Source organism: Chondromyces apiculatus DSM 436 (assembly GCF_000601485.1).
GTDB classification, from domain to species: Bacteria; Myxococcota_A; Polyangia; order Polyangiales; family Polyangiaceae; genus Chondromyces; species Chondromyces apiculatus.
Genome location: NZ_ASRX01000002.1, coordinates 1 through 14,998 on the forward strand (window position 1 = coordinate 1; position 14,998 = coordinate 14,998).

The 14,998-nt window shown below is 70.5% G+C and carries 9 protein-coding genes and 1 pseudogene; 4 read left to right on the forward strand and 6 right to left on the reverse strand.

The window, feature by feature from the left end:
* Positions 1 to 2,221 (reverse strand): ATP-binding protein (locus CAP_RS00395; RefSeq protein ID WP_044234762.1); only part of this gene is annotated, 2,221 nt, incomplete at its 3' end.
* A gap of 1,099 nt (positions 2,222 to 3,320) precedes the next feature.
* Entirely contained in the window at positions 3,321 to 4,100 is a 780-nt protein-coding gene (locus CAP_RS00400) for an enoyl-CoA hydratase/isomerase family protein (protein WP_044234766.1), read from the reverse strand.
* A 475-nt stretch (positions 4,101 to 4,575) separates the two neighbouring features.
* Here CAP_RS00400 and CAP_RS00405 point away from each other — a divergent pair, with 475 nt between their 5' ends.
* Together CAP_RS00405 and CAP_RS55605 are read left to right on the forward strand one after the other, a co-directional pair.
* Complete coding sequence (locus CAP_RS00405; protein ID WP_156040356.1) at positions 4,576 to 5,658, forward strand: DNRLRE domain-containing protein; 1,083 nt, start codon at positions 4,576 to 4,578, stop codon at positions 5,656 to 5,658.
* A 219-nt stretch (positions 5,659 to 5,877) separates the two neighbouring features.
* Positions 5,878 to 5,943: pseudogene (locus tag CAP_RS55605) on the forward strand (zinc-ribbon domain-containing protein); the annotation flags it as partial.
* A 35-nt stretch (positions 5,944 to 5,978) separates the two neighbouring features.
* Here CAP_RS55605 and CAP_RS53210 read toward each other — a convergent pair.
* Positions 5,979 to 6,188 (reverse strand): hypothetical protein, encoded by a 210-nt coding sequence (locus CAP_RS53210; protein ID WP_044234770.1) that lies wholly within the window; start codon positions 6,186 to 6,188, stop codon positions 5,979 to 5,981.
* A gap of 340 nt (positions 6,189 to 6,528) precedes the next feature.
* Here CAP_RS53210 and CAP_RS49620 point away from each other — a divergent pair, with 340 nt between their 5' ends.
* On the forward strand, positions 6,529 to 8,211 hold the full coding sequence (locus CAP_RS49620) for a hypothetical protein (RefSeq protein WP_231511008.1): 1,683 nt from the start codon (positions 6,529 to 6,531) through the stop codon (positions 8,209 to 8,211).
* A gap of 79 nt (positions 8,212 to 8,290) precedes the next feature.
* On the opposite strand, the gene CAP_RS43365 is transcribed toward CAP_RS49620, so the two are convergent.
* The 3 genes from CAP_RS43365 to metH are packed head-to-tail and all read right to left on the reverse strand — an operon-like array spanning position 8,291 to position 14,305.
* Positions 8,291 to 8,941 (reverse strand): hypothetical protein, encoded by a 651-nt coding sequence (locus CAP_RS43365; RefSeq protein ID WP_052373881.1) that lies wholly within the window; start codon positions 8,939 to 8,941, stop codon positions 8,291 to 8,293.
* A 56-nt stretch (positions 8,942 to 8,997) separates the two neighbouring features.
* Positions 8,998 to 10,497 carry a lamin tail domain-containing protein gene (locus CAP_RS51795; protein ID WP_052373882.1) on the reverse strand — a complete coding sequence of 500 codons (1,500 nt, stop codon included), beginning with the start codon at positions 10,495 to 10,497 and terminating at the stop codon, positions 8,998 to 9,000.
* 52 nt (positions 10,498 to 10,549) lie between these two features.
* Positions 10,550 to 14,305 (reverse strand): methionine synthase, encoded by a 3,756-nt coding sequence (metH, locus tag CAP_RS00430; RefSeq protein ID WP_044234774.1) that lies wholly within the window; start codon positions 14,303 to 14,305, stop codon positions 10,550 to 10,552.
* Positions 14,306 to 14,465: 160 nt separating this feature from the next.
* Here metH and erpA point away from each other — a divergent pair, with 160 nt between their 5' ends.
* On the forward strand, positions 14,466 to 14,789 hold the full coding sequence (gene erpA / locus CAP_RS00435) for an iron-sulfur cluster insertion protein ErpA (protein ID WP_044234779.1): 324 nt from the start codon (positions 14,466 to 14,468) through the stop codon (positions 14,787 to 14,789).
* Positions 14,790 to 14,998: the final 209 nt, after the last annotated feature.

A 14,998-nucleotide genomic window follows, 5' to 3' on the forward strand; every position in this document is an offset into this window, starting at 1 on the left:
ACAGCGCCTCGTCGCGCGAGGAGCCGCCGCTCTCGCCGCGCAAGAGGCGGCCGATGGTGAGGTGGACCTCCTGCTTGTGACCGTCCTCGACCATCCGGTAGGCGGCCTGCTGGACGCGATCGTGCAGGAAGCGGTACGAGGCCTCGAGGGCCGGCGCGCTGTCGTCCCGCCGCTCGTCCCGCCGCTCGTCCCGCCGCTCGTCCCGCCGCTCGTCCCGCGGCACGTCGAGGAGGTGGTAGTCGCCGTCCACGGGCAAGATGAGCCCCTCGCGGAGCGCCTCCCACAGGTCTGCGGCGGTCTCGGCCGGAGAGCGCTGGTGGACGACGGAGAGCGTCTTCAGGTCGAACTCGTGGCCCACGCAGGCCGCGAGCTTCAAGACGCACTGGGCCGCGAGCGGCAGGCGCTGGATCTTGTGGGTCATCAGCGCGACGACGTTCTCGGTGACGACCGCCTCGTGGAGGCGCTTCGCGTCCCAGGTCCAGGCGTTGCTGCGGGGATCGAAGGTCAGGAGATCCTGCTCGTGCAGGGCTTCGAGGAGCTGGTGGACGAAGAAGGGGTTCCCGTCCGTCCTGTCGCGGATGATCTCCACGAGGGAGGTCACGCGCGCGGGGTCGCAGCCCAGCGCCTCGCCGACGAGCTGACCGACATGGGACAGGCCAAGCGGCTCCAGGGCGACCTCGGTGACGGTCGTCCCTGCCTTGCGCAGCTCGTCGAGGCTCGCGCACAGCGGGTGGGAGGCGTCGACCTCGTTGCTCCGGTAGGCGCCGAGCACGAGCAGGTGGCGACCCTCGTGCTGCGCGAGGAGCAGCGCCAGGAGCTTGAGGGAGGCTGGATCGGCCCACTGGAGGTCGTCGAGGAAGAGGGCCAGGGGGCAGCCGCGGGTGGTGAAGAGGCACAGGAAGGCCTGGAAGAGCAGGTGGAAGCGGACCTGGGCCTCGGCCGGTCCGAGGGCCTGCGGGGGCTTCTGGGGGCCGATCACCAGGGCGAGTTCGGGGACGAGGTCGACGAGGATCTGGGCGTCGTCCCCGAGGGCTTCGCGCAGCGCCTCTCTCCAGTGCGCGAGCGCCGCCGGAGGCTCGGTGAGCACGCGGCGGATAAGCTCACGGAACGCAGCCGCGAGGGGAGCGTAGGGCGTGCTCGCGCTGAGCTGATCGAACTTGCCCGTGACGAAGGCGCCACCGGCGCGGAGCACCACCTGGCTCAGCTCCGCGACCAGCGCAGACTTGCCCACCCCGGAGGGGCCCTCGACGAGCGCGAGGGCCGCGGTGCCCCGGGCGGCGCGCTCCCAGGCGGCCTCCAGGGTCCGGAGCGCGTCCTCGCGCCCGTAGAGCTTCTGGGGGAGGTGAAGCTCGCCGGTGCGGTCGTGCTGGGCGAGGGGGAAGGGGTCGATCCTGCCGGTGGCGGCGAGGCGGGTGAGGCACTCGGTGAGGTCGGCCTGGAGGCCGCGCGCGCTCTGGTAGCGGTCCTCGGCGGCCTTGGCGAGGAGCCGCAGGGTGATGTCGGAGACGACCCGCGGCAGGGCGGGGACGATCTCGTGCGGGGCCGGCGGGCGCCTGGCGAGGTGGCTGTGCACCAGCTCCGTCGGGTCGGTGGTGGGAAAGGGCAGGCTGCCGGTGAGCATCTCGTAGAGCAGCACGCCGAACGAGTAGAGGTCGGTGCGGTGGTCGAGCAGGCGGTTCATGCGGCCGGTCTGCTCGGGAGACATGTACGCGAGGGTCCCCTCCAGGGCCTCGGGGCTGCGGACGCTCTGGGCCTCGCGGGAGAGGCGGGTGGAGATGCCGAAGTCGATGAGCTTCGTGGCCAGCGTGTCCGGGTGGAGCAGGACGTTGTGCGGCTTGATGTCCTTGTGGATGATCTTGCGGGCGTGGAGGGAGGTCAGGGTGTCGGCCAGGGAGGCGGCGATCTGGAGCACCGCCGAAAGCCCGAAGCGCTGGCGCCTCATCGCGAGGTGGAGGGGCTCGCCGCCGAGATCTTCGAGGACGAGGGCGCAGCTCCGACCCTGCTCGACGAGGCCGTAGCTCTTGACGACCCCGGCGACGTCGAGGTCGCGCAGGATGGCGTATTCGTGGCGCAGCTTGGCGACCGTGCGCGGGGTCAGGGCCTCTTCTTTGAGAAGCTTGACCGTGACCGGCGCGCGGTCCTCATTGCGATAGCCACGACAAAGCAATGCCCCTGCGGTCTCATGGATCTCCTCCATGAGCGTGAACTCTGCGACCTGCATTTCCCACCCCTGCCGCGATGTTCTCAGGCGAGGTGCACTGGTGCAAGTGGGACGGCGGGCGGAACGGGAGGCGCTCGCGACGACGTGGACCGCATCGCCACGATCGTGAATCGACGCTGGATCCACCACGGTGTGGCGTCATCGGGGCTGACGTCGTCCTGCATGCGCCCACCCTCACGCACGCTGTCGTCCGACTCCGCCGAGCGCACTCCTGGCTCGGAATCGATCAAACGATCGATCCCGATGGATCCGAGGGTCGCTTCCACACGACGCGCCCTCACGGTGGTTCGCGAATGGCGGCGTGAACCGTTGTTCGTTGGCGCCACTGCGCGGCGGAGCATGCGACCGCGAGCCCGCGAGGCGAACGAGCCGGGAGTGCGACGATGAGCCAAGACGCTTCTCTGAAAATCGGAGGCCTCGTCGGGCCTGCGCTCATGGTCATGAGCGCGTCCGAGTTCCCCTGGTGCAACCGTACCTCCACGACGCGCAGATTCCGCCGCTCGTCTACATGTCTGGCACGCTGCATCGCGCAAGCGAGGAACGTGCGCGTCCAAGGCGAGGCGCCTCCGGGAAGGCAGGGCCGCCATGGGCTCGGGAGCGCGAGCGACAGGTCCGAGGTGTTCCGGGAACAGGTCCGAGGTGTTCGCGTGACACCATATGAGTTGTCACGGGAACAGGTCCGAGGTGTTCCGGGAACAGGTCCGAGGTGTTCGCGGAACAGGTCCGAGGTGTTCCGGGAACAGGTCCGAGGTGTTCGCGTGACACCATGTGAGTTGTCACGGGAACAGGTCTGAGGTGTTCCGGGAACACCTCCGAGGTGTTCCGCGAACACCTCCGAGGTGTTCCGCGAACACCTCCGAGGTGTTCCGCGGAGCGGTCCAGCTCACGATGAGGGCTGCTGCCTGCGCTCCGGAGACAGGGGGCTCTCCGGGCCAGCGTGCCCTCATTCACACGGCAGGGGCTCGCGCCCCCGCCCCCCGCCGAGCAAAGCTCGTCGGGACCCCACTCCGCGATCCACCCGCAGTTTCCAGAGCGCTTTGCCGCTTCGGGCCTGACGCCCGTCGCCTCGGGAAGCGGACAATGTCCCCGGCCGTATGTATCAGGTACCTGAAAACACTGGCTTCCGCTTCTCGGTGAGGGCTCGGAGGCCCTCGCCGAGGTCGGCGCTGCCGTAGCTCACGGCTTGCTCGTAGGCTTCGCGGTCGAGGGCGGTGAGGAGGGCGGCGCGGTCGAGGCCCAGCTCGGACTTGAGGGCGCGGATGGCGAGGGGGGCGTTCTCGGCGATCTGGGCAGCGAGGGCCTGGGCGCGGGGGAGGACGGCCTCGGCGGGGGTGGCCTCCAGGGCCATGCCCCAGGCCACGGCGTCGCGGCCGGTGAAGCGGCGGCCGGTGAGCAGGAGATCGGCGGCGCGCTGGGCGCCGACCTTGCGGGAGGCGAGGTAGGTGGCGCCCATGCCGGGGTGCAGGCCGAGCTGCACGAAGTTGAGCGCGAGCCTGGCGTCCTCGTCGACGATGAGCAGGTCGGCGGCGAGAGCGACGCAGAGGCCGGCGCCGATGGCCGGGCCGCGGACGGCGGCGATCACCGGGACGGGCAGCTCGGTGAGGGAGAGGTAGCGCTGGTAGAAGCCCATCATGAAGGCGCGGGCTTCGGCGAAGCTCGCCTGGCGCAGCCGCTCCAGCATGGAGAGATCGCCTCCTGCCGAGAAGGCGTCGCCGGCGCCCGTGAGCACCACGGCGCGCAGGTCGGGGTCTTTCTTCAGCTCCAGCACGCGCGCGGCGAGGGCGTCGCCGAGCTCGGGGGTCATCGTGTTCTTGCGCCGCGCGTCATCGAGCACCAGGGTGGTGACGCCGCCGTCTCGCTCCAGCCGAACCTCGGGCATGTTTCTCCGGAATCTCCTCTGGCTCGGGAGTCTACACGCCAGGCTGCATCGGGCGATGGCACAGCGCGTAGTCGAAGGTGGCGGTGAGGCAGGAGCCCGAGGACGACGCCGTGGCTGCTCAGGTTGCGCAAGAGTGGCTCGACGCAATGGCAACTGCCTGGCGCAAAAGGGTCCGGGGTGGTCCGGGTGGGCCAGCACAGCAGGAGCGCGGAGGGGTGTGTCAGACAGCGTCCTCTTCCGGGCTTCGGGCCTCGTTCTGCGGCCCGGCAGCGCTGGACGGGAGGGGGCGCGGCGAGGTATCGTGGAGGGTTTTGCCATTGCATGATTCCGGGTGACGACGTGGATCCAGAATGGAGGGCGCACCATTGAGCTGTACTTCGTGGCCTCCGGTGGGTTATGAATTCGCCTTCGTTCATCGAGGCGTTTCTGGGGACGAGCGCCTCACCAAGTTTATTGCTTTGAAGGAGACAGCACCATGTCGATCCGAATGCTCCGAGTTGCGACCTGTGCGTGGACGTCGATGATCGTGATGGGGGCCGTGGCGTGTACCGCGCCCACGGACGAGGCGTGGTCGGAGGACGAGATCGAGGCCGTGGGCAGCGACGAACAGGCGCTCCCCACGGATGGACAGGTGTGTCTCACGATCCAGCGGGGGACCTCGGGGACGGTGGCGGACTCCACGCTGTGGCAATCGGCGCCGACCTGGAGCGACCACAGCAATCAGCGCATCAGCAGCGGCACCTCGGTGACGGGCGGGTACAGCCGCTCGCTCGTTCATTTCGATCTCGGCGCGGTTCCCTCGGGGGCCACGGTGCTCTCGGCGGACTTCACCGTCCACCAGCTCTTCAAGAACGGGTCGAGCGCGACCGTCGACGTGCTGCGCGTGACCGCTCCCTGGAGCGAGACCACGGTGAACTGGGGCAATTTCGGCGGCGCGGTCGACCCCACGCCCGAGGCCAGCTTCGTGGCCGTGGGCAGCGGCGGGAGCGGCAACCGCACGGTGGATCTGAGCGATCTCGTGCAGGACTGGGTGAGCGGCGCGGTCGCGAACCATGGCGTCGCGATCGACGCGCCCACCGACCTCTCCCGCTCGGAGTTCCGCAGCAGCGAGAACCCGGTGACCGCGGAGCGTCCCTCGCTCTCGCTCTGCTACACGACCTGCAGCGACGGGATCCAGAATGGCGAGGAGACCGGCGTCGATTGCGGTGGCTCGCATTGCGGCGCCTGCGGCTCGAGCGGAGGAGGCTCGTTCTCCTACTCCGCGTCCAACACCGGCTCCGCATCCTACAACACCGTCGATCACCCGGTGACGGTGGCTCCTGGTCAGTGGATCGAGATCGGGACGTGCAGCCTGCCCGGGGCAACTGCGAGCGGGGACACGTACATTCGCCTCTACGATTCGAACGGCAACCAGGTGGCCTCCAATGACGATGCCTGCGGCGTCGCCACGTACCTGTCCTACGCGGTGCCTCCGGGCGCGGTCAGCGGCTACACCATCCGGGCGGGTTGCTACTCCAGCAATAGCTGCAGCGGCACCGTGGTCTACGCGATCCACTGAGCGCCGCCCCTCCCGCGAGGGACGTGCCTCGGGGGTCGCCCTCGCGGCGGTTCCTCGCATTCAGCGGGGGATCTCTCTCCGGCACTGACCTTGCGGCGGTTCCTTGCGTCCAGCAGGGGATCTCTCTCCGGCACCGAGTTCGCGGCGGTTCCTCGCGTCCAGCGGGGAACACGCCTCGGGCACTGACCTTGCGGCGGTTCCTCGCTAGCATGCATCGCCATGTACTGTCCGCAGTGCGGCAAGCCGATCCCGGAGGGCGCCGCAGCTTGTCCTCTGTGCGGTGCGGCTCTGACCACCACCACCACCACGCCGGCGCGGCGTCAGCCCTCGGGGGCGACACCGAGGGCCCGCACGATGATGGGGATCGCGGCATCGGACATGCTCCCCCCAGGGCTCCCGGAGAGGGGCGCGAAGCCCCTGCGAGCGGGTGCGGCGAACCGGACGATGATGGGGATGCCCCCCGTGCCCGTCGCGGGTGAGGCCCCCCGGGAAGCCCCTCCAGCGCGCGCTCCTGCTGCGGAACGCGCCATGGTGGAGACCATGGTCGCTGGTACGCCCGCGGCGGTGGCGCGACCCCCCAAGCCTCCCAGGACCGTCGATGGGACCCTGGTGGGTCAGCCAGCCGCTCCGCCGGTACCCTCGCCTCCTGCCAGGCCCGGCACGCCTCCGCCTCTCCCCAGGTCCGGGGCGGCGTCGCCGGCTCCCAAGCCAGCGACGTCCCCGTCCGGGGGGATACCTGCAGTGCGCCCCGTGCCCGTGACCGGAACGGCGGCAGCGCGTCCGGTGCCGGTAGTGGGGGAGTCTCCGGCGCGTCCGGTGCCGGTGGGAGAAGCGGTAGCGCGTCCGGTGCCTGCGGGTGGAGAAGCGGTAGTGCGTCCGGTGCCTGTGGGTGGGGAAGCGGCGGCGCGTCCGGTGCCTGCGGGTGGGGAAGCGGCGGCGCGTCCGGTGCCGGTGGCCGGAGAGCTGGGTGCACGCCCGGCACCCGTGGCGGGGGCGCCATCGCCAGCGGGGATGCAGGGAGTTCCGGGGTGGACCCACCCGGGGGCCGTGGCCGTGGCGCCGGATGCGTCGTCGGGCACGTTGCTGGGCGTGGCGCGGCCGGGCATCGCGCCCACGGCGCCAGGGGGGGCGCGCGCTGACGAGAGCCATGCCCTGCTCGGCTCCACGGGGGACGCGGTCGACGAGACGGTCGACGAGACGGTCGACGACGGGGGGCACGAGCTGGGCGCGACCCTCCTGCCGCGCCGCATGCAGGCCTTCAGGATGCCGAAGCGCGACGCCATGAAGCGGCTCCCGCCGGGCTTCTTCGAGGGAAAGCGGCGCGCTGGGCTCCCGAAGCCGCCCCGGACCAAGGCCTCGCGGCAGGCGCTGTGGTTGATGGTCGCGGGAGGCGTCATCGCGCTGGGCTCCGTGCTCTTCGTGGTCTTCTGGCCCGACCCGCCGCCGGTCACGGCGCAGCCGCGGGTGGACGAGAGCGGGCGGGACGTGCTGGAGGTGCGCTGCCCGAGCTGCCCGGATGGGACGAGCGTCGCCGTGAACGGGGGGCAGGCCAAGGTGATGAACGGTGTCGCGCAGGTCGCGCTGGGGGCGCCGATCCCCATCGGCAAGAACCGCATGAAGATCGCCATCGATCGGCCCGAGGGAGGGCAGGACGAGACGATCGCGATCTCGGTGGACGTCGCATACCGCATCTCGCCGGATCTGGCGACGCTGCAAGGAGAGAAGCCGGTGCTGCAGGTGTCGGTGGAGGCGCTCGCCGGCACGGAGGTGACGCTCGATGGCAAGCCGCTCGCGCTGAGCAACGGCCGCGCGGTGGCGGCGATCGACGTCGACAAGTCGATCGTGGGCGCCGCGGACGAGCCGCGCACCCTCGCCAGGCAGATCGCCTACACGGTGAAGCCGCCCGATGGGCCGCGCGAGCAGGGGGTGGTGAGCGTGTCGGTGGGGATCGTGCAGCTCCGGATCGACGCGCCTGGTCCCAGTGTGGTCATCGACAAGGAGAGCTTCGTGCTCCAGGGGCGCACCGCGAAAGGGGCGCAGCTCCGGGTGGGGAACCACGCCATCCCGGTGAACGACGACGGCACCTTCAGCCGCGAGATGAACGTGTCGTCGATCGGAGCGACCCAGTTCCAGGTGCGGGCGAAGCTCGAAGGGATGGCGCCGCGGATCGTGCCGATCGCGGTCCGCCGCGTGGAGCGGCTGGAGACGGCAGCGAAGGAGTTCCTGGCGCAGCAGCCGGTCGGCTGGGCGGAGCTGCTGGGAGACGCGTCGGCCCAGGTGGGGAAGCCCGTGGTGCTCACGGGAGAGGTGCAGGAGACGCACCGGAAGGGGCAGGCGGTGGTCCTGCTGATGACGGCGCCGACGAGCGCGGCGTGCCAGGTGGCGAGCGGGTGCTCGGCGCGCCTGCTGCTCGGGGTGGACCTGAAGGCGCAGCGCGGCGAGACGGTGACGGCCTACGGGCGCGGGGCGCCACCGTTCCAGCCCGAGGGCGGGGCGCCGGTGCCCGAGGTGCAGGTGGAGTTCGCGCTGAGGGGTGCGGCGCCAGGGCGCTGAGGGGTGCGGCGCCAGGGCGCTGAGGGGTGCGGCGCCGGGGCGCTGAAGGCGTGGTCGGCTGCCGCGCTCGGAGGCTGCGTCAGCTACCGCCGAGCAGGAGACCGAGAGCGGCGCCCTGCTCGGCGTCGCTCCAGCGGGACAGCTCTCCCGGGATCTTGACCATGACCTTCTGGCGCCCGCCGGGGCACGAGGCGAGGCCTTCGTAGCTGGGGCTGCCGTGGCTGGTCAGGTCGTAGCTGCAGCGGCCCAGGGTGCCCACGAGGCGATCGTCGGCGACGCGGAAGTCGGCCTGGTAGCCGCGGACCACGCCCCGGATGCGCAGGGCGCCGTCCTCGCGGGTGGCCCTGACGTCGAGCGGGATCATGCCGTCGAGGATGCCGTGGACGCGGCCCTTCTCCACCTTGAGGTCGAGCCACTGGCCGAAGGCCTCGCCGCGGAGGGCGCGGTCGTCGCCGTCCGTGTAGCGGCCGACGTTGACCTGGTTGCCGAGCACCTGGTCGCGGCCCAGGATGCCGCCGTCGTTCACCTGGGCGGTGAAGGCGCCGCCACCGGGGATGGCGAGCACGAAGCCGTCGTAGTTCCGGTGGTTGGCGCTGATCTCGGGCTCGGGCTGGTCGTAGAGGATGGCCTGTGAGGGGTAATCCGCGACCTCGTAGGTGCAGCCGGCCGTGCAGGCCACGAGCAGGGCTGCCAGGTGCCGGGCCGTCGTGTGCGTGAGCGTTCCTTTCATGGTGATCTCCCCGCCGAGTGTTCGGTCGGAAAGTACCATGGCCGGGAGCGGGGGGCTCACGGCGTCGGCGGGCTGGCGAGGTTCTGGGGGTTGGAAGGTTCGCTCTGCACGAAATCGGTGGCGTTGTTGCCGGTGTCGGTGCTGTTGCCGGCCGCGCCGCCGGGCAGGCGTTCCATGCTGCGGTCGAGGTTGTTGGTGCCGGCGGTGTTGTGGAACGGGGTGCCCTCACAGGAGAAGTTCGCGCCGGTCTGGAAGTCGGTGAGGGTGCTCGGGGTGGTGTAGAAGCAGAGGGCGTCGAGCACCTGGGTCGCGTGCAGGACGCGGACGCTGCTCGCGTCGGCGAGGCCGCTGCTCAGGGGGGCGTCCCGGGTGGGCATCTGGGTGTAGGTCGAGCCGCCGATGAGGTAGTGGCCGTGCGGCGGGAGCGTGACGCCGCTGCCGGTCCAGCGGGTGGTGTAGCTGCCGGCGGTGGAGCCGCGGGCTTCGAGCTTCCAGGTGTTGTCGAGCACCACGGGGACGCTCATGGGGTTGTAGAGCTCGACGAAGTCGTCGTTGGCGCCGCCGAGGCCACGGGCCCGGGCCTCGCTGATCAGGACGCGGGGCTGGCAGAGGCCGTCGGCGCCGCAGGCACTGGAAGCGCAGTCCGTGGCCGCGGTGCAGAGCTGACCGATGGCGCAGGGGGCGCAGGTGGGGCCGCCGCAGTCGACGTCGGTCTCGGCGTTGTTCTTCAGGGTGTCGCTGCAGGTCGGCTGACAGGTGGTCGCGCAGAGGCCGCCGATGCAGTCGCCGTTGTCCGTGCAGAGCTGGCCGGTGGCGCAGTCGTCGCAGGTGGGGCCGCCGCAGTCGACGTCGGTCTCCATGCCGTTGAGCACGGTGTCGTTGCAGGCGGGGGCAGAGCAGGTGAACTGGGCGCTGCACACGCCGCTCGGGCAATGGCTGCCCAGGGTGCAGGCGACGCAGGCGCCGAGGGCGTTGCAGTAGCTGCCGCCCTGGGTGCAGGGGGCGTCGGTGAGCGGGGTGTGGGTGGGCGCGCCCTGAGCGCAGGCGTCGGCGGTGCACTCGTTGGTGTCGTCGGGCAGGTCGGCGTCGCTCGGGACCTGCATGACGCTGCCCTGGCCATCACACTGCGCGGTGAGGCAGTCGCCCGCGGTCTGCTGCTGGAGGGCGGTGCCCTGGGGCGTGGCATCGACGCCGCAGGTGCCGCCGACGCAGGTCCGCGTGGCGCACTCGGTGTCGGCGCCGGGACACTCGGTCGGAACGGTGCACTGCGGGGCTCCACCCGAGCCGCCCGCGCCACCTGCGCCACCCGCAGCACCGACACCGCCCGCGCCGCCGGAGCCGCCCGTGCCGCTGGTCGCGCCTTCGCCGCCCGAGCCTCCGGAGCCGCCTGTGCCACCCGCGCCGCCGGTGTTTCCGGGGGCTCCTCCCTGCGAGGTGCCGCCGCCGGGGCCGACGAGGCCGTCGTCGTACACCGAGCAGGAGACCGCCGAGGTGGCGAGGAGGGCGGCAGGGAGGGCGAGGGAGAGGGCGAAGGCGAGGTTCAGCTTGGGCTGCACAGAGGCAGCTTACGGGACGTCGGGGGGGTGGTGATACGGCCCGTGCAGCGGATCAGGCCACGTCGGAGACGAGCTGCGCAGGGGCGACTGCCGGTGGTGTGGCCGGGGTTGCTTTGGGCTCGTAGCCGAGGTTCGGGTTCAGCCAGCGCTCCACCTCGGCCACGCTCATGCCCTTGCGGGCGGCGTACTCGGTGATCTGGTCCTCGGCGAGGCGGCCCACGTTGAAGTAGCGGGCCTGGGGGTGCGCGAGGTAGATGCCGCTGACGCTGGCGGCCGGGAGCATGGCGTAGTTCTCGGTCAGGGTGATGCCCACGGCGTTCGCGTCGAGCAGGCCGAAGAGCTTGCGCTTCTCGGTGTGGTCGGGGCACGCCGGGTAGCCGAAGGCCGGGCGGATGCCGCGGTACTTCTCCTCGATCAGCTCGTCGTTCGTGAGGCGCTCGTCGGCGCCGTAGCCCCACTCGTTGCGGGCGCGCTGGTGGAGCATCTCGGCGAAGGCCTCGGCGAGGCGGTCGGCGAGGGCCTTGGCGATGATGGCCTGGAAGTCGTCGTGCTCGGCCTCGTAGCGCTTCACCAGGGCGTCGAGGCCGAGGCCGGCGGTGACGGCGAAGGCGCCGACGTGGTCGCGCAGGCCGGTCTCGCGGGGGGCGACGAAGTCGCTCAGGCACGCGAAGGGCTTGCCGGTCTCGGCGCCCACCTTCTGCTGCTGCTGGCGGAGCATGTTGAAGCGGAAGAGCTCGCGGGTGCGCGCTTCGTCCTCGTAGAGGACGATGTCGCGGCCGTCGCCGCTCGCGGGCCAGAAGCCGTACACGCCGCGGGCGGTGAGCTGCTTGCCGTCGATGATCTGCCGGAGCATGGCCTGGGCGTTGGTGTAGAGGTCGCGGGCCGGCGGGCCGTACTCGGGGTGCTGGAGGATGGCGGGGAAGACGCCGCGCAGCTCCCAGGCGGTGAAGAAGAAGGTCCAGTCGATGTAGGGGACGAGCTCCGCGATGGGGACCTCGATCTCCCGGCGGCCGGTGAAGGAGGGCGTGGGGACGTCCTCGGCGCGCCAGGTGATGCTGGTCTTGCTGGCCTCGGCCTGGGCGAGGGAGATGACCGGGCGCACCCGCTTCTGGGCGAACAGGTCGCGCAGGCGGCCCTGCTCCTCGCGGTTCGAGGCGTCGTAGGTCACGCGCTTGTCGGGGTCGCGCAGGGCGGAGACCACGCCGACGGCGCGGGAGGCGTCGAGCACGTGCACGGTGATCCCGTTGTACGCGGGGGCGATCTTCACGGCGGTGTGCTGGCGGCTGGTGGTGGCGCCGCCGATGAGGAGGGGCAGGGTGATGCCGCGGCGGGTCATCTCCTGCGCGACGCTGACCATCTCGTCGAGCGAGGGGGTGATCAGTCCGGAGAGGCCGATGATGTCGACCTTCTGATCGAGGGCGGTCTGCAGGATCTTGTCGCCGGGGACCATGACGCCGAGGTCGAGGACCTCGTAGTTGTTGCAGCCGAGGACCACGCCCACGATGTTCTTGCCGATGTCGTGCACGTCGCCCTTCACCGTGGCGAGGAGCACCTTGCCCTGGGTGGAGGCGGCGCCGGCCTGCTTCTCGGCTTCCATGAAGGGCATGAGGTGGGCGACGGCGCGCTTCATGGCGCGGGCGCTCTTCACGACCTGGGGGAGGAACATCTTGCCGGCGCCGAACAGCTCGCCGACGACCTTCATCCCGTCCATGAGGGGGCCCTCGATGACCAGGATGGGGCGGCCGTACTTGAGGCGCGCCTCCTCGGTGTCGATCTCGATGAAGTCGACCATGCCCTGGACGAGGGCGTGGCTGAGCCGCTCCTCGACGGTGCCCTCGCGCCAGGTGAGGTCGATCTCCCTCTTCTTGCCCTTGCCCTTGACCTGCTCGGCGAACTCCACGAGCCGCTCGGTGGCGTCGGGGCGGCGGTTGAAGATCACGTCCTCGACGCGCTCGAGGAGGTCCTTGGGGACGTCCTCGTAGACGGCGAGCTGGCCGGCGTTGACGATGCCCATGTCGAGGCCGGCGCGGATGGCGTGGAAGAGGAAGGCGGAGTGCATCGCCTCGCGGACCACGTTGTTGCCGCGGAACGAGAACGAGAGGTTGGAGATGCCGCCGGAGATGCGCACGCCCGGGCAGGTCTGCTTGATGAGCCGCGTCGCCTCGATGAAGTTCTTGGCGAACTCGTTGTGCTCCTCGATGCCGGTGGCGATCGCGAGCACGTTGGGATCGAAGATGATGTCCTCGGGGGGGAAGTCGGCCTCCTCGGTGAGGAGCTTGTAGGCGCGCTGGCAGATGGAGACCTTGCGCTCCACGGTCTCGGCCTGGCCCGTCTCGTCGAAGGCCATCACCACCACGCCGGCGCCGTAGCGGCGGACCACCCGGGCCTTGCGGAGGAAGTCCTCGGGGCCCTCCTTGAGGCTGATGGAGTTGACGATGCCCTTGCCCTGCACGCACTTCAGGCCCGCTTCGAGGACCGTCCACTTGGAACTGTCGATCATCACCGGGATGCGCGCGATCTCCGGCTCGGTGGCGATGAGGTTCAGGAAGGTGGTCATCGCCTTCTCGGAGTCGAGCATCCCCTCGTCCATGTTGACGTCGAGGATGTTGGCGCCGCCGCGGACCTGATCGAGGGCGACCGCGAGCGCCGCGGTGTAGTCCTCCTTCTTGATGAGCTCCATGAACCTGGCAGAGCCGGTGACGTTGGTGCGCTCGCCGATCATGCTGAAGTTGCTCTCGGGCGTGAGCGTGAGCAGCTCCAGGCCGCTGTAGCGGGTGTCGCGGATCTGGCCGGTGGGCTTCGGCACGGGGCGCGGGGCGACGTCGGCCACGGCGTTCACGATGGCGCGGATGTGATCGGGGGTGGTGCCGCAGCAGCCGCCGACGACGTTGAGCAAGCCCGCCTCGCCGAACTCCCGGAGCAGCGCGGCGGTGGTGGAGGGCTCCTCGTCGTACTCGCCGAAGGCGTTGGGGAGGCCGGCGTTCGGGTAGCAGCTCAGGGGGACGGGGGCGGCCTTGGCGAGATCGACGAGGTAGGGGCGGATCTGGGCGGCGCCGAGGGCGCAGTTGAGGCCCACCGCGAAGGGGCGCGCGTGCTCGACGCTCGCCCAGAAGGCCTCGATGGTCTGGCCGGAGAGGGTGCGGCCACTCTGGTCGGTGATGGTGACGCTGATGATCACCGGCAAGCGGCGGCCCTGCTCGGCGAACACCTCCTCGACCGCCACGAGGGCCGCCTTGGAGTTCAGGGTGTCGAAGATGGTCTCGACGAGGACGATGTCGACGCCCCCTTCCATGAGCCCCCGCACCTGGTCCGCGTAGGCCTCGCGCACCTCGTCGAAGGTGACCGAGCGCAGCGCCGGGTTGTTCACGTCGGGCGAGATGGAGAGGCTGCGGTTCATGGGCCCGATGGAGCCGGCCACGAAGCGGGGCTTGTCGGGGGTGCGCGACGACCACGCCTCGGCGGCAGCGCGGGCGATCTCCGCGGAGCGGACGTTCAGCTCGCGCGCGAGGCTCTCCAGGCGGTAGTCGGCCTGGGCGACGGCGGTGGCGGTGAAGGTGTTGGTCTCGATGATGTCGGCGCCGGCGCCGAGGTACTCGTCGTGGATGGCGCGCACCACCTCGGGGCGGGTGAGCGAGAGGAGGTCGCTGTTCCCGCGGAGGTCGTGGGCATGGCTGCGGAAGCGCTCTCCCCGGTAGTCCGCCTCGTCGAGCTTGTAGCGCTGGAGCATGGTGCCCATCGCCCCGTCCAGGATGAGGACACGGTCGGCGAGGAGCTGGTTCAGGATCGCAGTGCGCCCTGTATTATTCATGGCGGTTCCTCCGGCAGCGCCGCGCCGGCCGCTTGACCCAGGCGCGGAGAACCTCAGGTTCTACCCCACGACGGGCCAGGGCTGGCGAAGAACGTTGGGGATGCGTATCCTGGGGACATCCCCTGGCCGGCCCGACGCGCCGAGGACGGAGAGACAGACGATGGTAACGATCACGGACAAAGCGGCGGAGAAGGTGAAGGAGATCGCTGTGGCGGAGGAACTGCTCGGGCAGGGCCTGCGCCTCCGGGTGGTGGGCGGCGGCTGCGCCGGTTTCTCCTACGACCTCTACTTCGAGGACAAACCGACCGATCTCGATGAGCAGTTCGAAGATCGGGGCATCAAGCTCTACGTCGATCCGCTGAGCTACCAGTACCTGGAGAACACCGAGATCGACTACGTCGAGGGCCTCCATGGCTCCGGGTTCAAGTTCAACAACCCGGGCGTGAAGAGCACCTGCGGCTGCGGGTCCTCCTTCTCCGTGTGAAGTCTCCACGAGGGGACTCGCGTCTCCTCGCCCCGCCGGGAGTAAATCCCGTCGGGGCCCCACTCCCCGCGAACCGCCCGCGCCGACTGGCGACGCCGTGTCCCCTGGGCAGGGCGCCTCGCTCCGGGCATCCTGAGGGTCTCCCCTCCAGTTTTTTCTGAGATCGCCCCGAACCGGACCGGGCACCTCGGGCCTGGATCCGACGTCCA